The 21364-nt window shown below is 49.3% G+C and carries 16 protein-coding genes and 2 riboswitches; of the genes, 1 reads left to right on the top strand and 15 read right to left on the bottom strand.

Translation table 11 applies throughout. From position 1 onward, the window contains the following. Window positions 1-15 precede the first annotated feature (15 nt). The 15 genes from GT1_RS19465 to GT1_RS19395 form a co-directional block, all read right to left on the bottom strand. A complete protein-coding gene (locus GT1_RS19465) occupies window positions 16-1311 on the bottom strand; it encodes a nitrogenase component 1 (RefSeq protein ID WP_188400112.1) in 1296 nt (431 codons plus the stop codon). Beyond that, window positions 1304-2605, bottom strand: a complete 1302-nt coding sequence (locus tag GT1_RS19460) for a nitrogenase component 1 (protein WP_188400111.1) — start codon at window positions 2603-2605, stop codon at window positions 1304-1306. The genes GT1_RS19465 and GT1_RS19460 overlap by 8 nt, the downstream gene beginning before the upstream one ends. Then, entirely contained in the window at window positions 2592-3407 is an 816-nt protein-coding gene (locus GT1_RS19455) for an AAA family ATPase (RefSeq protein WP_188400110.1), read from the bottom strand. The genes GT1_RS19460 and GT1_RS19455 overlap by 14 nt, the downstream gene beginning before the upstream one ends. Before the next feature lie 355 nt (window positions 3408-3762). Further along, window positions 3763-3945, bottom strand: a riboswitch (cobalamin riboswitch). Window positions 3946-4117: 172 nt separating this feature from the next. Then, window positions 4118-4852 carry an ABC transporter permease gene (locus GT1_RS19450; RefSeq protein ID WP_188400109.1) on the bottom strand — a complete coding sequence of 245 codons (735 nt, stop codon included), beginning with the start codon at window positions 4850-4852 and terminating at the stop codon, window positions 4118-4120. After that, window positions 4852-5613 carry an ABC transporter ATP-binding protein gene (locus tag GT1_RS19445; RefSeq protein WP_188400108.1) on the bottom strand — a complete coding sequence of 254 codons (762 nt, stop codon included), beginning with the start codon at window positions 5611-5613 and terminating at the stop codon, window positions 4852-4854. Before GT1_RS19445 ends, GT1_RS19450 begins: the two co-directional genes overlap by 1 nt. A 198-nt stretch (window positions 5614-5811) precedes the next feature. Next, the gene (locus GT1_RS19440) at window positions 5812-7758 is read right to left on the bottom strand and encodes a TonB-dependent siderophore receptor (RefSeq protein ID WP_188400107.1); all 1947 of its coding nucleotides are present in this window, start codon (window positions 7756-7758) and stop codon (window positions 5812-5814) included. Window positions 7759-7783: 25 nt separating this feature from the next. Next, window positions 7784-11506: a cobaltochelatase subunit CobN gene (cobN, locus tag GT1_RS19435; protein ID WP_188400106.1), complete on the bottom strand. Its 3723-nt coding sequence runs from the start codon at window positions 11504-11506 to the stop codon at window positions 7784-7786. Window positions 11507-11536: 30 nt separating this feature from the next. Next, window positions 11537-12571 (bottom strand): iron ABC transporter permease, encoded by a 1035-nt coding sequence (locus GT1_RS19430; RefSeq protein ID WP_188400105.1) that lies wholly within the window; start codon window positions 12569-12571, stop codon window positions 11537-11539. Between the two features lie 36 nt (window positions 12572-12607). Beyond that, a complete protein-coding gene (locus tag GT1_RS19425; RefSeq protein WP_188400104.1) occupies window positions 12608-13594 on the bottom strand; it encodes an ABC transporter substrate-binding protein in 987 nt (328 codons plus the stop codon). Window positions 13595-13635: 41 nt separating this feature from the next. Beyond that, on the bottom strand, window positions 13636-14406 hold the full coding sequence (locus GT1_RS19420) for an acyl-CoA dehydratase activase (protein ID WP_188400103.1): 771 nt from the start codon (window positions 14404-14406) through the stop codon (window positions 13636-13638). 15 nt (window positions 14407-14421) lie between these two features. Next, the gene (locus GT1_RS19415; RefSeq protein WP_188400102.1) at window positions 14422-15660 is read right to left on the bottom strand and encodes a 2-hydroxyacyl-CoA dehydratase subunit D; all 1239 of its coding nucleotides are present in this window, start codon (window positions 15658-15660) and stop codon (window positions 14422-14424) included. Next, window positions 15653-16600, bottom strand: coding sequence for a 4Fe-4S binding protein (locus GT1_RS19410; RefSeq protein WP_188400101.1), 948 nt, complete (start codon window positions 16598-16600; stop codon window positions 15653-15655). The genes GT1_RS19415 and GT1_RS19410 overlap by 8 nt, the downstream gene beginning before the upstream one ends. Next, complete coding sequence (locus GT1_RS19405; RefSeq protein WP_188400100.1) at window positions 16590-17489, bottom strand: hypothetical protein; 900 nt, start codon at window positions 17487-17489, stop codon at window positions 16590-16592. Before GT1_RS19405 ends, GT1_RS19410 begins: the two co-directional genes overlap by 11 nt. 70 nt (window positions 17490-17559) lie before the next feature. Beyond that, window positions 17560-18507 (bottom strand): hypothetical protein, encoded by a 948-nt coding sequence (locus tag GT1_RS19400; RefSeq protein WP_188400099.1) that lies wholly within the window; start codon window positions 18505-18507, stop codon window positions 17560-17562. Between the two features lie 121 nt (window positions 18508-18628). Further along, window positions 18629-20605: a TonB-dependent siderophore receptor gene (locus GT1_RS19395; protein ID WP_188400098.1), complete on the bottom strand. Its 1977-nt coding sequence runs from the start codon at window positions 20603-20605 to the stop codon at window positions 18629-18631. 168 nt (window positions 20606-20773) lie between these two features. Between GT1_RS19395 and GT1_RS19390 the strand changes: the two genes are divergently transcribed. After that, window positions 20774-20914, top strand: a complete 141-nt coding sequence (locus tag GT1_RS19390) for a hypothetical protein (RefSeq protein WP_188400097.1) — start codon at window positions 20774-20776, stop codon at window positions 20912-20914. A gap of 40 nt (window positions 20915-20954) precedes the next feature. Further along, window positions 20955-21140, bottom strand: a riboswitch (cobalamin riboswitch). Window positions 21141-21364: the final 224 nt, after the last annotated feature.

Here is a 21364-nt window from a genome sequence, read left to right as displayed (position 1 = left end):
TGTACAGTTTAATAATCACTTACGCCGTTGACAAAAGGTAATATACTGATTCCAAAGCCGTTCCAGCATATAGCAGGCTCCCTGCAGCCCCATAAACGGCCGGTCGCTTAAAATGACTTCATCATATACCGGCAGCGCAATATTCTGGCAAACCACATTAGGCACCAGCTTTTGCTGCAATATGGCCTTTTCATTGCTGCCGGCCAGTAGTAATCCACCCTCCAGCTCTGCCAGCAGATTCTCCGTTACCTGACTGTCGCCGCCGGCCTCTATAAGGGTATCAATGCAATCCGGCACAGTATAAGCCGGAATTTGACCATAGGCCATGACCGTCAGCCGGCCTGTATCCAGCCACTCGGTACGGACAGCCTCGGCCATGGCTACAGCTGCAGAACCCGGTGCGGCAAGGAGCGTTTTTTCAAACCACATATCGCCCCAGACCCGCTGCATTTCCAGAGTACTCGCCTGAATTTTCCGCTCCAGGCCGCTGATTTCCTGCCAAACCTTACGCAAATCACCGGCACCGCCTGTCGCATAGTGCCGCAAGCTTTGCAGCCAGGCCAGCGACCCCTGCAAACCATAAGGCGGCGGCAAAGATACATAAGGCATACCATACTGCTCATTAAGCTGTTTGGCCAGGTCAAGACCCAATTCCTCATGGACAACAATGTTGAGCGACGCGCTGGTCATGCCGCTTATAACCTGGGTGCTGCTGCCTGCTCCCGGACAAGCCAGCACTTCATAGCCTGCCAGTTTAAGCATACGTTTCAATTCCTGAACATCATTATCGGCATTGTAGTAGCCAACCGTACAACCCAGCAGATTGACAGTACCGGGCCGTATCGCACCCGGACGGCTTAGCGGCAGCTGCTCCAGATACGCTCCCGCAGCAGCGCAGTAGCCTGCGGCAAAGCCGCCGGCCAGTCCGCCGCTGTCCACGCAGACCACCGGGCAAGATAAACCCGCCTGTCTGGCAATGCCCGCGATATCATCGCCAATCAAGCTGACAGAGCAGCTATTTTCTATCAATACAACCGACGGCCGGGCCTGCTGGCGAATGATAGCCAAAGTTTCCAGCAGGCATTCCTCAGTACCATAAACAACCGCATGATTATCGGCCTGGGTGCAGTAAAATTGTGAACTGACCGCCGGACACTGCCTTTCCAGATAGCGCAGCGCATAAAAATAGCACCACATGGGGCCATTGGCCACCAATACAGCATCAGGAATACCGGCAAAGAAAGCGGCTACGCCGGTGAGCGCGCAGGCTTCCACCAAAGTCCGCGCATCTGACCACTGACTATTACACATACATAATTCCTCCCCGTCGGTCATGACGCTGCGCCAGGCGCACCAGCTTAGTCATCAGGGCAGTAATGCCCCCTACCCCGGCCAGCGGCAGCAAGGGCAGAAAGAGCTGCTTTTTCCTGGCTGCTTCAGTCAACTCATGCGTGGTCACAACAATATCTGCTGTTTCAACTATGTCTTTTCCCTCTGCCTGAGAAAAGCAGGGTATGCCGGTTTGTTGCTTCAGTTCCTGATATAAATCAAGCTGCTGGTCCTTGCTCAGCACATCATCCAGCACCACAATGCCTGCCAAATTCAAATTATACAAAGAAAATAACTCCAGTACCCAGGCCGGATCAAAATACAGCAGCGGCCGTCCGAGATACAATACAATCCGCTTATCCTGCAACTGGCTGCTATACTCAGCGATATGCCGGTTTAACCGCTCTGCCTCCTGCTTAATGGCAGCTTCAGCCTGCTGCTGCCGGTTGAGAAACCGGCCTAAGTTCGTCAGCCATAAAACCGTCGCCTGCCAGCCTGCCGGATAATCCCCGTCAAAAGCAGGCACTCCCAGCATCTCCTCCAGTTCCAGCCCCAGCTTGCACATCCAGGGATTGGACTGTCTTGTCCCGCTAAGCGGTACAGTCAGGGCGGTAAACGGCACCCGTCTTATATCCTCCAGTGAAGCATATGCCGGAAAATGACAATACACTTTTAGGCTAAAATAGCCCAGCAAACGTTTAATTTCCTGCACATCCATGCCATTGGGGCCGCCGCGGTCACCCAAGAGGGTTACCGTATTAACCACCTTGGGCTGGGCAATCATAAAGCGCTCTGCCAGTATTTTTCCGGCATGATAAAACCCGGCATAATAGTCGCCGTCCAGGTAACCGTAACAGGGAACAGACATCACCGGTATGCCCAGCGCCGCCTCTGCCTCGCCTGCCACCGCAGCCGTATCATCACCAATCACGCCGGCCACACAGGAATTGGCAATCAAAATATAGGCCGGCTTGTACCTTTCGGCTGCATATTCAATACATTCCCTGAGCAAGCCGGCCCCGCCGAAAATCGAATGCTCTTCCGCCAATCCACTGATGATCAGTGGTGCCGAGTACTGCTCCGGCATAAATTGCCGCTTTGCCAGTGAACGGAAATGCATTCCCAAATCCATTTCCCGGCCGATATGCCCGCAGGCTTTAGGACTATGGTAAATAACAAGCGCGCCTTCATTGTGGGAAACGGCGCGCCATACGCCCGGCATCGCACAGCTGTAACCCCGTTTGCGGGCTGTTTTCGCCCGTTTATTCATCACCATAGTCAAGCACCAGCTCCTCTAATTCTGCAAAGGACATGGGGGTCGGCACACTCAGCGCCGTATTCTCACAAATAAAACCGGCTAACTGACGGTAAATCGCCGCCTGTGGCGAGTCTGCCGCAAATTCGATGACTGTTTTACGATGAATTTCCGCTTTATTAACAGTACGATCCCTGGGAATATAGGCGACTAAAGAAGTATGCAGCCGTTTGGCAAATTCCTCAAGCAACGCCTGCTCATTAGCAATGCCGCGGCTATTGCCGATAATGCCGCCAAGCCGCACCGCCCCCCGGGCAGCATAGCGGGCCACCCCTTTGGCAATATTATTGGCCGCATAGAGTGACATGAGTTCGCCGGAAGATACAATGTAAATATCGCTGGCATAGCCTTCCCGTATGGGTACGGCAAAGCCGCCGCACACTACATCTCCCAGTACATCGTACAGAATAATGGCATCTTCAGGCAAAGCCTGCAAGGCTTTCAGCTTTTCCAGTGCCACGATTATGCCGCGTCCGGCGCAGCCTACCCCTGGCTCGGGCCCTCCGGCCTCAATACACTGTACGCCGCCAAAGCCGCTATGTACCAAGTCCTCGGTCCTAACTTCCTCCCCATATTGCTTAACCATATCCAATACCGTCTGTGAACAAACCTTCCCTAATAAAAGGCGGGTGGAATCATTTTTGGGATCACAGCCAATTTGGCAAACCTTGTGCCCCATTTCCGCCAGTGCGGCCGATACATTGGCAGCTGTCGTAGACTTGCCGATGCCGCCCTTGCCGTAAAAGGCAATCTTCTTTTGCATATGCCTTATCCGCTCCTTGTTTTATCAATTCATAAAGAAAACATGGCTTACACCAAGCTTTTGGCGGCGTGGAAGCCGCTGTTAATCCTGCTCTTTAAAAAGTTATACACTTTAGCTGGAAAAAAAAGCGCGGGTCATAATAGACCCGCAAAAACATGAAGGAGTTAGAAGAAATGGCAACTAAATAAGAAACTCCCGGTCGCCATGGCAGCCGGGAGAATTCTACAGCATAAATCCAAATAAAAACTCCTGGTCTATGACCAGGAGTAAATTCAGCAAGGCAACACAACTCACTTGGAATACATTCCAAATAAGCTAGTGCAACTGTAATCTCCTCCCCATCACTCGTGGGTAAAACGGCGATCTTTAGACAGGCAGTTCTCCTGGCTCTGGCTCATAGCTTGCCCAAACCTTCCCGAGACCTTCGTCCCAGTGGCATACCTTGGGTTCACTCCCCATTACAGTGGCGGGACCGCGCCGGCATTACACCGGTCTTCCCTATTAAGCCCTTGCGGGCACCTGGCTCATCCATATACAATTTTCAATAAACGCAGATACATTATGCTACTACTATAGTATATTGCCTGGCAGGTTTTGTCAAGCGAATTCTACCGTGGGACAAGGGGACAGGTCCCTTGTCCCACTTTGCAGACTGCCCGGTGGTTGTCAGACCGACAATTCACCCGCTCCGGGGCAACCTTTTCTCAGACCTACTCACTATACCGGCTGTACAGCCACACACTCCAGGCAAAAAAGCAAACAGACAGTACTATCAGCGTGCCTGCCGCCCATACGGCCCCGCTATTCCAGTCAGGTGCCCGCAACAGGGCATTAAGCGTACCAATGGGCGATAACCGGGCAACTACAGCCAGCCAGGGCGGTAGATTCTGCAACGGAAAAAACGAACCGCCAAAAAATATCATCGGCGTAATAAAAAAATTATTAATCAGCGAAACATCGTCAGGATGCTTAACAAGCATGCCTACAACCACCCCCATGGCGGCAAAGCAGCAAGAACCCAGAATAAGGCCGGCGACAGCCAGGACATTTAACCCGCCTACCCCAAAAGCACCCCAGGCAATGACGAAAACCAGGCTGCCAAAAAATATTCCCCGCACCGAACCTGCTGCTATAATTCCCAAAACCACTTCCCAGGCAGCCACCGGACTTAAAACCACACTTTGAAAATTACGGAAATACAGCCGTCCTGTACTCACAGAGGATGCGGTCTGTTGAAAAGAGTTTAACAACACAGTGACACCCATAATACCTTTGGCCAGAAACGGTAAATAGCCGCCATCCACATTCACTCTGCCTCCTAACCCCAGTCCAAAAGAAAACAGATAAATAAAGGGAAAAACAATAGTGGAAAATACGTAGCCCATTCTGCCGATTTTCTTCCACAGTATAATCATTTCCCGCCAAAATACTGCATACCAGCCCATCAGCCATCGCCTTCCTTAACCAGTTTAATAAACATGGACTCAAGCGCCCCGCTTGCCTGGCCATTGCCTGTCCGCTGTTTAATGCCTGCCGGCGTATCCAACAAAGCAAGACGACCGGAACGCAGCATAGCCACCTGCTCACAGAGCTGCTCGGCTTCCTCCATATAGTGTGTTGTCAATATTATGCTTTTGCCTTCACTGGTCAAAAGGCGTACAATACTCCACAATTCCTGGCGGACGTCAGGATCAAGTCCCACGGTTGGCTCGTCCAGCAGCAGCAGTTCAGGCTCAGGCAGCAGAGCCCTGGCAATCAGTGTCCGGCGCGCGGTCCCCCCTGACAGCACCCCCACCTTTATATGCCGGCTTTGCTCTAAATTAAACTTTGTCAAAACCTCTTCCAGCCGGTGTTTAAGCCGCTGCACACCAAAAAGCCTGCCATAAACCAGCAAAACCTCTTCCACCGTCAAATCCCGTTCCAGGTTATTATCCTGCGGCACCAAGCCGACTAGTTTTTTAGCAGCGAGCGGTTCCGCCAGCCTATCAAGCCCAAAAATCCGCACCGATCCGCTTGTAGCGCGCGTCAAACCGGCAATCATCTTCATTACCGTCGACTTACCCGCGCCATTAGGGCCAAGCAGGCCGAATATCTTCCCTTGCAGTATTGTCAGCGACAAATTATCAACAATTTTTCGTCCGTCATACATTTTAGTCAGACCTGTTAACTCAACGGCATAATCAAAACCTGACAACTTCTCAGACATTTTCATCAACTACTTTCCTTACTCTCGAATCTTCTCCATGGCAAATTTTTGAAGCATGTATGCCCAAGCAGAAAAAAAACGCGGGTCATAATAGACCCGCTAACCAAAGGAGTAAAAAACCACACAAATTTTGCACCCTTGACAGCAGGTTTCAGAGTGGCTTTGCTTTTATTCGCAACTTACTCATTACTCACGAAATTAAAAGGTATAGTTATAGCTTAGTGCCCAGTTAAAAGGCAGATCCAGATTCTCATATTTGTTCACAGAGTTATTACGGTCAAGGATATTGTACAAATTCAGAATCACCGACTGATTGCGTTCCGGCTGATATCTAATCATGGCGTTTAATTGTACACGATCCGGAATATCGCTGATGTTACCGTTGATTTTGTAATAGCTTTCTTCCCGGTCGCCCAGGAATAAGAAATTAACATTTGTCAGCCATTTTTCCTGATTGTAGGTTATGCCCGCGGTTGTCTGTATTCTGCTGTTACACTGCTCCCAGGAGCCATTTTCATTATTTTCCGGATTGGAATAACTAAATCCCAAATTGTATTTCCAGTTGTTATTAAGAATTTTTACATATTCCAATTCCATACCAGTATTGCGGAAGTTCCCGGCATTAGCCATATAGTCGGTTTTGTCGGGATTCTTTTTCCAAACAAACTGATCCTTGATATCCATATGATAAAGAGCTGCTTTGAACGATTGATTATTGTCAATGATTTTTATCCCTGTTTCGTAGCTCCAGCCTTGCTGCGGTTTTAACCTGTTAAAATCAGTACTTTGTTTGGAAAAATACTGGTTCAGCGCCGGCATTTGAAAGGACTTGCCAATATTGGTATACCAGGAAGTATTGTCATTGATTTTATATAATGTCTGGATTTGCGGTAAAAAAACATTTTTGTCGGTAGCATAGTCTTTAATAACATTTTCCCGCAGGCCTAGGGTTGTACTGAACTCAGGGTTAATGTTATAGGTATAAGCTCCATAGACAGCAAAACTGTTGCGCAGCGCATTATTATATTTGACTGCAGTACTGCCGGGCAGACCGTTATAATGTTCCCGTGCCAGGGTAACGCCGGCAATCAGTGTGTCACGGTCATCTCTCAGTTTCCAGGTCTTTTGGTTATCCCAGTTTATGCCGTACATATTGTATCGTTCACTGATGCCCCAGTCGCCGGTTTTATAGTCATATTTGTTGCCAAAGGCATGCCGTTTATTGAACGACAGAACCGATTTAAAATTATCGTCTTTGTTGTCATAACTAAGATTTAGATTATTGCGGACATCATCATATTTATATAACATATCGCGGGAACCGTCTGTATTATACCGTGGACGGTTAGATTGCAAATCCGTATATGACCAGTTAAAATTGAGTTCATCACTTAACTGAGTTGTAAAGTAAAAGCTGTCCTTCGTGCCTTTGTCCAGACCATAAGGCTGGACTAGTGTATTGTCTTTTTTAGAGGTAAGATTATCTCTTGAAGTTTTGCCAACAGCGGCAATATATTCGCGTTTCAGATAAATTGCGCTATTGCCGAACTCTGAGCTTACCGACCAGTTTTGATTATAATTGCCGCCGGTAATACCAATGGTATTCTGCTGACTGCTTCCCGGTTTTTTAGTAATAATGTTGACAACCCCGGCCAAGGCCTCCGAGCCGTACAGCGTAGAGCCGGCGCCTCTGATAACTTCAACTTTTTCCACCGCTTCCAGGGGAATGCCGTTGGAGCCGTTATAATTCAATAAATTGATGGGCGAGCCGTTAACTAGAATCAAGGCCCCCCTTTCCAAGCCGCGAATAATGGTTCTGCCGGAAGACATTCCATAGTCCGTCCCTGCCGGTCCAAACGAAATACTGTTAAAACCGATTGTATGCTCCAGAGCATCAAACACACTAATAGCGCCGGTTTCTTTCAATTCTGCGGCAGTAATAACTGTTACTGCCGCCGGTGTATTCAGATCCCTGGTTTCACTTCTTTGGGCCGTAACCACCACTGAGTCTAAACTGAAAGTTTCCACTTCACCTTTGGCTGCCGCCAAAGCACCGCCGCCCGAAAAACACAGATAGTTAGCAACTAGCAGGCCTAAACACATCTTTTTCCATATAGCATGCTTGGTAAGGTATTGTTTTTTCAAAGTAAATCCCCTCTCAACATATTGTTTATTGATCTGCACGGTCTTCCAATTCGCCTTCAATGGAAAGATACAGGTTTTCCAGTTCTTTTTTGGTTTCCGGCTTGGCCTCCCACATGCCGCGGCGTTCCGCCTCCAGCAGTTTTTCAGCAATTCGCTGCAGAGCCCAGGGATTAACCTCTGTCATCCATTCCTGCATCTTGCCGTCAAGGGCGAATTTTTCGGCCAGATTTTCGTACATCCAGTCGCGCATCACCTCACTGGTTGCATCCCAGCCATAGCAATGTCCTACCAATGCCGCTAAGTCGGCCGCGCCTTTATAGCCATGCTTTTTCATGCCTTCGATAAACTTGGGGTTTAATGATTCCCCGCGCAGTACGCGCCGGAACTCCTCATCAAGGCTTTTCGTCTGGGTGTGGCTTTGATCAGCGCTGTCGCCAATATAGCACCGCGGTGCCTTGCCGCGAATACTGCGAACAGCGGCGTTCATTCCACCGCAATAAGCATTGAAATCATCAGAGTTAAGCAAGTGCACTTCATGATTGTCAATATTCTTGATGGTGATAGCCAATCTTCCTAGGTTCTGCCGAAACAGCCGGGGCAAAAACTCGCCCTGCTGCCGGGAGCCATAGGCATGCGCCCCCCAGCGCACATAAACATCGGCAATATCATGAATACTACTCCAGTTCTTAGCCTCTATGAGCGCAGCCACACCGGCGCCGTAACCGCCGGGCGGACAGCCGAAGATGCGGCAGCTTGCCTGTTGCCAGGCTGTCTTTTCATCCATGCCCTGACCGGCAAGGGCTGCACTGTCGGCCATAATATGCTTTTTGACAAAATTCATGTCCTCCGGTTCATCCAGTCCGGCCACCAGCGCTGTCGCCTGTTCCATTAACTGAATGGCACTAAATAAAGTATCGCGGAACAATCCGCTTACCCGGGCCATAACATCAATCCGCGGACGCTTCAGTTCCTCAAGCTCGATAACTTCCAGGCCAATAACCCGTCTGCTGCCCTTTTGCCAGACAGGTCTTACTCCCATGAGGCAGAGCAGCTCGGCAATACATTGCCCGTTTGTCCGCATATTGGAATCAGACCATAACACAATGCCAATACTTTCCGGATACTCCCCTTCTTCAGTTATATAGCGGGTGATGACCTGCTCGGCCAGGGTCTGCCCGAGTTTCCAGGCAGTGGAAGTTGGCAGGTTATTGGGATCGACACCATAGAAATTTCGCCCTGTCGGCAGGATATCCGCCCGGCCGTTACTGGGCGCCCCGCCCGGGCCGGGTTCGACATATTCTCCGTTTAGCGCCCTGAGCGTATTGGTAATCTCGTGTACCGTGGCGGCCAGTTTTACCGACAGTTCCTGACAGATATACGTTAAAACAGCCTTCAATTCCTCAACAACAGTACCGGCAAGCTCAAGCGCCTGTACCTCCGGCAGCATGAAAACGGCTGCAATACCCTGCTCAGAAAACCCATTGTCCTGTAAACAAACAACAGCAGCTTTGCAGGTTGCCCAAATTTCACCAATTACACTGGCATAACTGCGGCTGCCGTCAGGCAATAACTCGCCGCTTTTTTCAAGCAGTTGATAATAATCATAGCCGTATGCCGCCTTGGCAATCACCTGCGGCAGTGACGGGACAGCCCCGTTATCCACCCGGGTGAGCGCCAAAATGAATTCGGTTAAAACTTCGTCCTGCGGCGCTTCGCCCAAAATATGCAGCCCTGCCCGTATCTGCATATGTTTTAAGGTTTCGAGATAGGCATGCACACGCAAAATATAGTCGGTCAGCGGCTGCCCGGCCTGTCTGGGCAAATCTTCCTCAAGATGCAATGCGGCTATTTTGCTCGCAAGCTGCTCGCCAACCAACGCGGCACTAGCTGGCTGTGTATCCTTATAATGTGCGTATTCCTGAAGCAGTTCCTCCAATTCTGCCAGTTCTTCATAGGTATCGGCATGACTCATCGGCGGGCAAAGATGTCCGATAAGACAGGCGGCGCCACGCCGTTTGGCCTGAATCCCCTCGCCGACAATAGTAACATAATAAGGATAAATATTCGGCAAATCCTGCAAGACCAGTTCAGGATAGCAGCAGTGCGACAGACCGGCGTTTTTCCCCGGCAGCCACTCCAGCGAACCATGTGTGCCCACATGAATAACGGCATCAGCCTGCCAGACCTCCCTGATCCAGGCATAAAAGGCCAAATAGTGATGCGGCGGCGGGCATGTTGGTGAATGAATGATTTTATTCGGATCTTCACCAAACCCCCGCGGCGGCTGCAGAGTAATCAGGATATTACCGTTCAGCCTTCCTGGAACAATCAGGCTGTCATTGGCAAAAAACACATCCCCGGGCGGCAGCCCCCATTCTGCGGTCAATTCTTCCCTGACACTGGGGTCCAGACTGTCGAACCAGATCTTATAGTCGCCTTTACTAACTTTGCCAACCGCCTGCCCGATTTGTTCATCGGTCAGAAACCGCCGGTCATTAGTAACACCGGTCAGCAAATCCTCCAACAGTTGCCTGCCATTTGCCGGAAGGCTGCCGATATGATACCCCTTTGCTGCCATTACTCTCAGCAAAGCAGCCACACTTTCCGGTGAATCCAGTCCCTGCGCACTGCCGATACTGGCATTTGTCGGTGGATAATTGTGAAAAATAATGGCTATTTTCTTCTCTGCATTGCCGGAATAATGCAAACTGGCCCACTTTTTAGCCTTATCAGCCAGCGCCACAACCCGCTCCGGCACCGGCAAATATCGGCTGATCCCCTGGCTGTCGGCTTCCTTGCTGGAAACTACCCCGCCATGAATCACCCCGTCGAATTCCGGCTGTACCACATTAACCGAAAGCTCAACCGGATTCATGCCGACAAACCCTTGCCGCCACTCGCACTCGGGACGCAGCAAATTATACGCCTGAATAACAGGTACATTCAGACGGGTTAAAAAACCTGGCCGGTTCTGCCGGCTCAACGTGAGCCCTACTTTAAAAGTATTGATTACAGCAGAAACAATAACTTGCCCCTGATGATAAAAAAACCGTTCCACCGCCTGGCTGATACCGGCCGCATTGAGCGCCTGGTTGTCCTCCCACAGGCCAAATACGGGCAGTGCGCCAAATCCCCGGACATCCAGTTCCCTGATAAGGGCGTCAATATAAGCCGTATCCTGCCATATCCAGGACTCACGCGAAAACAACAGGCCCACCAGCGGCCGGTTTTGAGGACACAACGCTGCCAGATAATCTTCTGTCGCAAGCAAAGCCACCGGGGCTGCGGGGTGATAAATACCCTGCCAGACAAGCTCCTGCGGCGGCTGGCACGCCCAGATTCCTCTGCCGGTTTTGTTTGCCAGCCTCAATAAGAAATTTTGGTAGTTACTGCTGCCGCTGCACAGGATATAGTCACGAATTTGCTGTACTTCCCCGTCAGCAAAGCCGCTGATCGTGTTTGCCGTGCTGTCGGCAGTGGACATAAAGGCATATGCCGTTTTACCCTCATTCTTTAGAAAGGATAATGCCTTATTTGCCAGTTCGCACGGATAAACCGGGCCTTGCCACAGGAAAATAACAATGTCACTTGCCTTAAGCAGAGCACTAACCTGCTTTGACCAAGCGGTAGAATCATCAAAGTAAACACTCCGGATCTCCGGCAAACCAAGCGTTTTGGCAGCAAGATACGCTCCGGCCTGCTGCAGCATTTTGCATTGTCTTTCCACATTAGTAAAGATAGTTAGCATTGCAAAAACTCCTTTATTACCAGCCTGCTGTTACTGCTGCCTGTGCATTTTCCTTAACAAATACAAAAAATAGGGGACCCCCAGCAGCGCCGTCATAATACCTACACGAATTTCGGACGGACAAAGCAGCAGCCGTCCCAGGGTATCGCAAATCAATAAAAACATGCCGCCGGCTAGAGCGCTGCACGGCAGCAGGATACGGTGATCAGGGCCGATAATCAACCGCATAATATGCGGTATTACCAGGCCGACAAACCCGATATTGCCGCTGACGCATACAGCCGTTGCCGTCGTTAGGGAAGCGATAGCCAGCAGCAGCAGCCTGAACTGTGCAATAGGCATCCCGACTGCCCTGGCTTCGGTTTCACCCAGTACGAGGATATTGAGATGGCGCGACAGTATAATCAAGGCGGCAACACCCAGGCTAACCGGCCAAAAAGCCAGATATACGTGCTCCCAGCGTCTAAAATCCAGACCGCCAACCATCCAGAACAGATATTGCTGCATTTTCTGTTCATTAATATAAGTCAGGATACCGGAAGTAATAGCACCCAGAATCATACTTGTAGCCACGCCTGCCAATAACAGCGGCAGTACCGGTATCTTTCCGTGGCGCATTACCAGAAAAACCGTGACCGCCACCGTGACCAGCGCACCGATAAAGGCAAACAGCGGCAAATAAAAAATATGTAGAAAGCCGATACCGGAGGCAATGGCAATCACCGCGCCGGCAGCCGCACCACTGGAAACGCCAATAATACCGGGGTCTGCCAAAGAGTTGCCCAAAACCCCTTGCATAACAGCGCCGGAGACGGCCAGCGCCGCCCCTACCAGGAGACCGGTCAAGGTTCGCGGCATCCGGATATGCCAAAGAATAGCCTGCTCATCTGGCGTAAAATCAAAGCCGCTAAATACCGGCACATACCATTGATAACCGATAACAGCAACCGCACCGGCTAGTGAAATATCAACCTGTCCAAGGGTAAGCGAAAGAATTATTACAAGAAAAAAAGATACTACCAATACCAGAACTTTACTTTGATTCCGTTGATACAGATTTGGCATAATAACCTTCTTTATAAAACGTACTTGCTGGCAGGATTAAAAAAACTCCGGATAGGCTGTTTTGGCAAATACCTCAATACTTATAACAACATGCTGCGAAGTGACATAGCGATACCTATCGGAAACCAGTTTTACCTGGTTATTGCGCACTGCGGCGACATGCCGGAAAGCCGGGTCATTCATTATCTGCTGCCGGTAGGCTTGAACCCCGCTGTATCCGTCATAATTCCAGGTAGGCAACAGAAATATGTCAGGATTTATAGCCACAATCTGCTCTTTGGAAAGGCGATTTTCCCCCTGGTCGATACCGCCTTCCCGGAGAGCGCCGTTTTTTATGCGGGCATAATTGAATATATCTGCCAGGAGACTGTTCTTACTGCCAATAACCCCGCTAAAATCAAACGCCATACCGCATTTTCTCTTATCCGGTGTAACCGGGGCTAATTTTTCTTCAAGCCGTTGCAGCGCTTCCTCCATCTGGTTTATGATACGCTGCCCGTTGTTTTCCTCGCCCACCACCCGGGCTAAATTCCCGACTTTGTGTTTTACTTCTTCCAGACTTTTGGGGCTTTTCGATATATACACCGGAATGCCGACCTCCCTGAGTGTTTGCAGTGCTTCCGGCCGAAGAGTGGAAGAGGCCGCCACGATCAGATCCGGCCTAAGCGCGATGAGTGCCTCGGCGTAGGGTAACGCCCGTTTTTTTACCTGAACCGCCTGCCCGGCGGTAATAAACGTGATTTCCGGGTCGTCGGCCCACCGGCTGAACGCAAGAATCCTGTCCATGGCAACAAGCTCAACCAGCATTTCATCCGTGCCATAGGACAGAGATACAATCCGCTGCGGCTTGGCTGCCAGCGTCATAGTATACCCGCTGTCGTCAGTTACGGTATAGCTTCCCTGAGAGTTTTGCGCTTTGCCGCCTGTCTGCCTGGCAGGACAACCGGCCAGCAGCAGGCAAATAAGGCAAAGGAATACCAGGCTGGCAAGCCGCTTTATTTTTATCCTTTCTAATAGCTGCATGAACCAATCAAACCTCTTTCACCAATGGTTTGCGCCTAACCCTATCTTCGCAGCAAACAGGCCGCTCCATAGGCGACCGTGAACTGAGGATGGGGAAGAACATACACATCCCGGAGAAGTTCATCTTCGATTGCCACCGCCAGCCCGCCATTATTAGCTGATCCGCCGTCAAGGTACAGCTCATCGGCAAAGTCCTGATTTCCCATCATGCCGGCTATGCGTCTGGCTATTGATTCATGCAGCCCGCGGATGATGTTTTCCTTCTTTGTTCCTTTAGCGATAAGCGATACGATCTCACTTTCCGCAAATACCGCACAGGTACTGTTGAGGCTGACAGAAGCATCGGCTTTATCCGCTAAAGCCGCAAAGTCATAAATGGGCGTGTCCAGAATACGCCCGGCCATTTCGAAAAACCGTCCGGTCCCGGCCGCACATTTATCATTCATTTTAAAATCACTTAATTTGCCATCTTCGGCCAGCCGGATAATTTTTATGTCCTGACCGCCGATATTGATAACTGTGCGCGCTTTCCGGCCGCTTAACAAGTAAACGCCCCAGGCATTGGCAGAAACTTCATCAATAACGGTATGCGCATTGGCAATCAGATTTTTGCCGTAACCGGTGACCGAGATACCTTCCATGTCCTGGTTACTGATCGCAAGCTCCGCCAGTCCCTCATCCAGCAAGTTACGGGCCAAAGCTTCCTGGCCGGGTGCGGTCGGCACCGCTTTTTTCCAGATCAGCTCAGTGTCTTTGACGATCACTGCCTTGATGGCGGTGCTGCCGAGATCAATACCAATCTTATAACTCATAGCGCTCACCTTTTTCTATAGAGTTTGTTTAAAAGCTTCCAGGCGGGTCAAAAGGTTCTGGCTGTCTTCTTTTACATAATCGGTTTCAATTTTGAGAAACTTTCGTCCACTGTTCTTTACTTTTTCTTCGATGGAAAAACTCTCAATATCATAAGGATGACAGCCTTTCAACACATGAAAGACAATCCCTTTTATCTGGTAGTCCCCGGTTATCTTCAAAATATTATTGACGCGCCGGTCATTATCCGCGAAGGTTGGACAGATACAGCCCTGATGGTACCTTTCAGCCAGCGCTCTTAACAGGCCGTGTTCCGACGGGTCGTCGTATACCGTCGCGCCGGGGAGTATTCTCTCGGAAGAACAGAGGTCGTCAGCACAGACGGTCATCCCTGCCTGCTCAATAAGCTGCAGCAGTTTCAGATTCGGAAAGACCACCGGGGAGCCGGCGAGAAATACCTTGTAAGGATTCGGCCGCGGTACTTCCGCCTGGAACCGTTTTACTGCAAGCGCCAGATGCTTTGCCCAGCGTCCCAGGTCATCCAGCATAAAAGTATTGGCAATACAGAAAAACCAGATTCCGGGAAAGATATTGCTTCTTTTCAGGTCAATCAGCTCTTGAAATAGCTTCCAGACATTCATAAAAGCATTCATCGAATGCAGGAGGTCTTGCCGTTTTAATTTAGCCCCTGTCTTTTCTTCTAGAAACTGTTTTAAGGCATAGATTTCCTCAAGCCAGCGCTTTTGACCCTTTTCGTTCTGCTTGACATGAGGAAGCTCCAGATAATGCAGGTGTCCGATTTTTTCCTTGGCGATTTCCGGCATTTTCACAACCCAATCACAGGTTGTCGGGACAATTGTGGCGTCATAACCAGCCGCTGAACCGGCAAAGTCTGTACTGCCAATATACGATTTGAGCATGGGGCACATCAGCACCGGCAGATAGGCTGCAGCAAGCCGCTGCGCCGTATAGGAGCCGCTGCACAGTTTCACCGGATGAACCCCAAAAGCGTGGAACAGCTCCCATGGTGCCTGGATACAAAACAGGCCAATGAGAGGCCGCCCAACCTTTTCCCTGAGCTGGGAAGGCTGTAGCGGCCGCGCCAATAAATCCAGGAAATAGTCGAACTCGGCGACATAATCGGCTCTTGCTTTTAATGCGGCAATTTCCTGATCGTATTCTTCACAGGTTTTTTCATACGCCTTGGCCCGCTGCCTTAAACGCCGCTCTTCCTCTTTAGATACCATGTTATCCATTTGCAGATTTCCCCTGTTGATAATTTTTTGCAACATACCTGCGTGACGATGAAAATATATTGTGATTGAAAAATTTTACGGTTAATGCACTATCTTCCGGACAAGCTTCGATGCAGCGCAGGCAAAGCATACAGTCTTCACTCATTACGTTTTTTTCCCGCTTTTCCAGATGTACGTCCCGGATATCGACCGGACACATTCTTTGGCAGTTGCCGCAGCCTAAGCAGGTATGACCTTTTTTCTCAAAGCGGATAAAGCTGATTTTTTTCGACATTTGAATCAAGGGGAGCATCGGGCAGAACATGCAGAAAAACCGGTCTTTAAAAAAACTGCCGACCAGGGTGACGGCTGCAATCGTGAGGGATAAAACCGAGAAAGTCAGTGTAATTGTATTCGTATAATCCAGTGCGAGATTGCGGGTTTCCCCGACAAACAGCGGCATAATCGGCTTGGCCGGGCAAATTTGACAGAACAGCAGATAAAAATCCCGGTGCAGGCCCGCAAAAGTAATTAAGAGCGGTGTAGTGATCAGCAGCGCCAGCAATACATATTTAACCGGCTTCAGACGCTCCCGGGTTTTCCAGGAAAATTCCGTTTCCCGGATTCCCAGTCTTTTTCTCAGTTGGGCCAGCCAGTCCTGCAAGGTACCGAACGGACAGACCCAGCCGCACCATAGTTTTGACAGCAGGATGGCCAACAGAACAAAGAGAAGAAAATACAGGACTACCTTAAAGCTCCTATAGGAAAGCAGCCCGGAAAATAAAAACGCCAGGCTCCATTGTCCCTGCAAGGCCATAAGATAACAATGCCCGGCGCAGCCAGAAACATAAGGACAGGAAAAGCAGGGAACAGAGTAGCCAAGGTTTACTCCAGCCCGGCCGCCATAGGTCCAGAAAACAAACATCAAAGTCTGGATTAGTGAACGTAAATTATCCACCATGATACCGGAAGCTCCTTCTGCGGAATAATACAATGGCGATACTGACTGTCACGGCTAAAAAGAAGAGAAGTAAACCCTGAGGAAGGTTGTTGTGAGCGGAGTATGAACGACGCAGCAAAAGATTCATTGAGGTTTTGTACACTTCATTGCCGACAGTTTCCTCCGCATAAACGATGAGCTCCTTATACTCGTTGTAACCGCCGTTATCCAGGCGTTCATCGTGGGCCGGGGTAAAGGAAAATATACCGGCGGCATCCGGCAGAAGATCTGCCGAAGTCTTATTGCGTACATCATTGATTTGCATTGCCCGAACCCCAGGCCCGGACGACTGAACCGGCTTATACAAAAATCGGAGCGTTTGACCTGTCATCAGTGACCTGTATGGATTACCGGATCGGTCCAGCTCAATAGCGGGATTTCTTTTTTCACTTTCCAGCAGCACCGGCGTTTGTTGTCCGCGCTTGTCCAGCCCATCCGCATACAGGGGAAAGATCGTCTGGGCCGTAAAATGTTCTCCCTGGCGGCTGCCGGTGACAAACACCTGATAAAGAAATCGGGAAGAGCTGTTGATTCTCAGGAAATAGCGGCCATCTCTTTGCTCGACGGGAATCCGGTAATACTGTTTTTCATCTTTTTGCCGTCCGTCACGGTAAAAAGCGGTCAGATCGGCAAGTTCAGCAAGCTTCAGGGAGGCGCTGCTGCTGTTTATATAGATAAGCTGGGTTATCGAGCCGTCCGTCTCCTCCTGTTTCGTACCATACTCCAGCCAGAGAAAGGTTCTATCTTCCAGACTGCCGCCGGCCGCACCGGCATGAAAAAACAGCAGGAATGACAAGGTAATACATGCCGGTATAGCCCGTAGTATGCAATATATTGGGGTATTACCCAAAGCTCAATCCTCCCTCTCCGCCCCAAAATGCCTGAAACATCTTTCTTGTTCACAGATAAATGATATAACTTTACCGGTCACCTCTGGACAAGTCCCGCAGCGTCATACGTCTCAGCTTTATGAAAAATTTGTTGGCAGCGTCAACATTTCGCAAATAATCCACAGCAACCGATAACCAGCATATGCGGTGATACAGCTTATAAAATAACAGTTTATGCCGGTCATAACTCTTCGGTTTGTTTATCCTCAAATATTCATACATCATATCAAGGAGAGCATATTCAAATTCAATATCGAAAAATTTAATACCTTCGATATCAATAAAACCAATTGTGCCGTCTGCCAGCAGCCAGGCATGCGCCGGTGTTGCTTCGCCATGGATGAGTGCATAGCTGAACGGCTTGGTCTGACAGGCAAAATGAACCATAAAATTGTTCAACTGCTGCAAAACCAGATTCTTAAGCCGGTTAGCTTCACTGTCCAGACTGCAGGCAATTTCCAGTTCCTCCACAGCATGCTCATAGCATAGCAGTTGACAGGTTTTTGAATATGCGGCAGTTAATAGCGGCGGTCCATAGTAATCCCGGCGGCAGGCATAGAACTTATTTAGCTCGACAGCCAGCCGGCCGGTAATGTCTTTCACATTACCGTACTGCAGATATTCCTGCAGACTGACGCCGTCAAAACATTCTACATACGCATAATCGAATTTCATATCTCCGGAAAAATGCCCTGTTTTTATTATCTTGGGAACCCGGATGCCCACATCGGTCAACAACTGTGTGTTGTAACAAAAATATTCAAAGCCTTCCGCATGCAAGTAATACAAGCCTTCGGTGCGGGCTTCCGATAATCCTAAAAAAGGCTTTTGCCAGATATAGAGGATCGTTTTATGTCCATCCTCCCCGGTCACTGCGTACACCTTTTTCGAAATGCCGCTACTAATACCTGTCAGGGCAAACCGGCTCAGATTCAAATCAGCCTGAATGATAGGATGCGGCAGTTCACACAGATTCATAATCACCTAACCCCCTGTTTTATGAGAAATACGGCAAATAGCTGCCGTATCTCTCTATCAGAAACTGTGCCGGCCGGAACAGCTTTCCCGGCTCAGGCTCATCCCCTGGATACTTTACAACTTAGAAATTATGGGTATAAGTCAGGCGGTAATTTAAAGGAGTCGACCAATATTCCGTATTACTGACGGGATTATCCCGGTCTAATAAGTTGTAGCCGCTTAACGTGATAACATCGCTATCCGTCGCTTTATAGCGGACGGTGGCATCCAAATCAATCCGGTTCCCAAGGCGGTGATCGTAACTCGCAGCGGAGGCTGTAGACCCGTTCATAGTATAGTAGGCAAACTCTCTTTTCCCTGCATAAAAGAAGTCAAGGTTGGTCAACAGCTTTTTCTCCGTATAGGTAACGCCGGCGGACAACTGCAGCTTAGCCGCATCCTGGGCCCAGTCACCAGTGCCGGTTTTTGATTCCGGGTCGGAGAAAGAAGCGCCCAGATTGTATTGCCAGCTTTCGTTTAGTTTTTTGCTGTATTCCATTTCAATCCCTTTGTTGCGGAATTTGTCCCGGTTTATCTGAACGCTCAGATTTTTGTCCCCGCCGGGAATGACTGTGTTCTCTTTCACCCAAGCAAACTTGTTGTCGATGTTCATGGCAAACAGCGCGACCTTAAACGCTTCGTTGCCATTAATACGTTTCAAGCCGGTTTCATAGGTCCAGCCTTCCTGCGGCTTTAACTTAATTGCCGTTGATACATTTTTGGTAAAGGGCGAGCTTGTGGCCGGCATCTCGAAGGATTTGCCGATATTGGTGTACCAGGAAGTATTGTCATTGATTTTGTATAAGGTCTGCAGCTGCGGCAGCATAATATCTTGCGAGGCGTCATATTCGTTCGCTTTTACAATGTGCTCGCGCAAACCGAGGGTTACGGTAAATTTGTCGCTCATCTCGCGGCTGTAAGATCCGTACAGCGCATAACTGTCTCTGTCAAAATTTTCAGGAGAATAGTTTTTGCCGTTATGTTCCCGCTGCAGCGTCAGGCCGGCTATCAGCGAATCCTTGCCGTCCCGCAGCCACCAGGTTTTCTGATTGTCAAAATTGATGCTGTACATATCATAGTCCGTGGTCGCAGCGCCGCCGCCCTTAAGGTTAGTGGAATTATAGGCCAGGACAGACTTAAAGGCCGCCTCCTTATTGTCATACACTAAGTTAACATTGCTTCTTTTATCATAGTAAATAGATTTGCTGAGACTGTATGGCTGGGTAGCGGTCTTGCCGCTCCATCTGTTGTAAGTGCTCTCCGCGTTGGAATAAGAGTAGTTTAGTGACAGCTCGTCGCTTAAGTTGAGGTTCAAAAACATGGACTCGTTATTCCCTTTACCGAGACTGATCTTGTCCGTCTTCGCGCCTGTCGTGCTATCTTTAGTAAATATGCGACTTTGTTCGTCCACTTTAGCCGAGAATTCTTTCTTGTAAAAGAACATAAAATCTTTGCCGTTTACCAACACCGAATTACCCTTGTAATAATTTCCATAGGTGCTGCTAATCGAACCGGAGTTGTCGCCTGTCGCTTTTTTAGTAATGATATTGACTACGCCGCCCATGGCTTCCGCACCGTACAGAACGGCGTTAGAGCCTTTGACAATCTCAATCCGCTCTACGGCTTCCACGGGAATAACCCTCATGGTATTGTAGTTCATTAAGTTCACCGGCGCCCCGTTCACCAATACCAACGTCCCTTTATCCAGACCGCGGATCATCACCCGAGACAGCATCGCGCCGTATTCCCCGCCGCCGGTGCCATAGGAAAAGCTGTTAACGCCAATGGTATGATCCAGAGCGTCAAACACGTTAATAGCCCCGGTATCCTTCAACTCCTGGGCCGTGATAACTGTTGTAGAGGCCGGAGTGTCCAGTTCTTTTGTTTCCATCCGTTGCGCCGTTACTACAATTTTGTCAAAAGAGAAGTCCTCATCTTTGCTATTTTCCGCACTAACATTAGTCGCCGCATTTAGCAGCAACACCATGGCCAGCAATTGAGTAAGTTTTTTCTTATTGTGTATCATCTGTTCGCATACTCCCCTCATAATCTGATCCATAACGCTGACTCCATTAGTACCGCAAAACTCTCAATGCTTATCCATGAAATACCCCCCGCGTATCGTTTTTTATAAGTCGGTACTATTCGCTGTACCGGCTGTATAACCAGGCGCTCCAGAAAAAAAGCGCGGGTCATAATTGACCCGCTAATAAAAGGAGTGAAAAAGATGGCTTATAAGAAACTCCCGGCTGCTATGGCAGGCAGCCGGGAGGATTTCTACAGCGTGAAACCAACTAAAAACTCCTGGTCTATGCCAGGAGTAAATTCAGCAAAGCAACATCGCGTACTTGGAAAACATTCCAAATAAGCAAGCGCACTGTAATCTCCTCCCCATCACTCGTGGGTAAAACGGCGATCTTCAGACAGGCAGTTCTCCTGGCTCTGGATCATAGCTCGCCCAAACCTTCCCAAGACTCTCATCCCAGTGGTATATCTTCGGGTTTGCTCCCCATTACAGTGGCGGGACCGCGCCGGTATTGCACCGGACTTCCCTATTAAGCCCTCTACAGGGCACCTGACTTAGCAATATTCAATTCTTATTGAAACAAGTTAATTTACTTAATTATAATCTATCACCCTTTGTCAAGGATTGTCAAGTAAATTCTGCCGATTCCGCCTGCCATCACCATATAAGGGATGAAGTTAGTGCTAAGGCAGCCAACCTGGGAGTTTTCCCGTCATGGGACAAGGGGACAGCAGACTGTGTGAAATATCCTCTCACGCCCTCTAATAAAGTAGCTTAAAATACAAAATGCTA

The sequence above is a fragment of the Sporomusa sp. GT1 genome (assembly GCF_014634905.1).
GTDB classification, from domain to species: Bacteria; Bacillota; Negativicutes; order Sporomusales; family Sporomusaceae; genus Sporomusa; species Sporomusa sphaeroides.
The sequence above is the reverse complement of the archived record's forward strand: the minus strand, read 5'-3'. Positions and strand labels throughout refer to the sequence as shown.

What these genes read in the sequence shown, in the direction of transcription:
- GT1_RS19465 (WP_188400112.1), bottom strand. Translation starts at nt 1,311, where the DNA reads ATGTGTAATAGTCAGTGGTCAGATGCGCGGACTTTGGTGGAAGCCTGC.
- GT1_RS19425 (WP_188400104.1), bottom strand. Translation starts at nt 13,594, where the DNA reads ATGCAGCTATTAGAAAGGATAAAAATAAAGCGGCTTGCCAGCCTGGTA.
- GT1_RS19415 (WP_188400102.1), bottom strand. Translation starts at nt 15,660, where the DNA reads ATGGATAACATGGTATCTAAAGAGGAAGAGCGGCGTTTAAGGCAGCGG.
- GT1_RS19455 (WP_188400110.1), bottom strand. Translation starts at nt 3,407, where the DNA reads ATGCAAAAGAAGATTGCCTTTTACGGCAAGGGCGGCATCGGCAAGTCT.
- GT1_RS19460 (WP_188400111.1), bottom strand. Translation starts at nt 2,605, where the DNA reads ATGGTGATGAATAAACGGGCGAAAACAGCCCGCAAACGGGGTTACAGC.
- cobN (WP_188400106.1), bottom strand. Translation starts at nt 11,506, where the DNA reads ATGCTAACTATCTTTACTAATGTGGAAAGACAATGCAAAATGCTGCAG.
- GT1_RS19450 (WP_188400109.1), bottom strand. Translation starts at nt 4,852, where the DNA reads ATGGGCTGGTATGCAGTATTTTGGCGGGAAATGATTATACTGTGGAAG.
- GT1_RS19430 (WP_188400105.1), bottom strand. Translation starts at nt 12,571, where the DNA reads ATGCCAAATCTGTATCAACGGAATCAAAGTAAAGTTCTGGTATTGGTA.
- GT1_RS19420 (WP_188400103.1), bottom strand. Translation starts at nt 14,406, where the DNA reads ATGAGTTATAAGATTGGTATTGATCTCGGCAGCACCGCCATCAAGGCA.
- GT1_RS19390 (WP_188400097.1), top strand. Translation starts at nt 20,774, where the DNA reads ATGGCTTATAAGAAACTCCCGGCTGCTATGGCAGGCAGCCGGGAGGAT.
- GT1_RS19400 (WP_188400099.1), bottom strand. Translation starts at nt 18,507, where the DNA reads ATGAATCTGTGTGAACTGCCGCATCCTATCATTCAGGCTGATTTGAAT.
- GT1_RS19395 (WP_188400098.1), bottom strand. Translation starts at nt 20,605, where the DNA reads ATGGATCAGATTATGAGGGGAGTATGCGAACAGATGATACACAATAAG.
- GT1_RS19410 (WP_188400101.1), bottom strand. Translation starts at nt 16,600, where the DNA reads ATGGTGGATAATTTACGTTCACTAATCCAGACTTTGATGTTTGTTTTC.
- GT1_RS19445 (WP_188400108.1), bottom strand. Translation starts at nt 5,613, where the DNA reads ATGTCTGAGAAGTTGTCAGGTTTTGATTATGCCGTTGAGTTAACAGGT.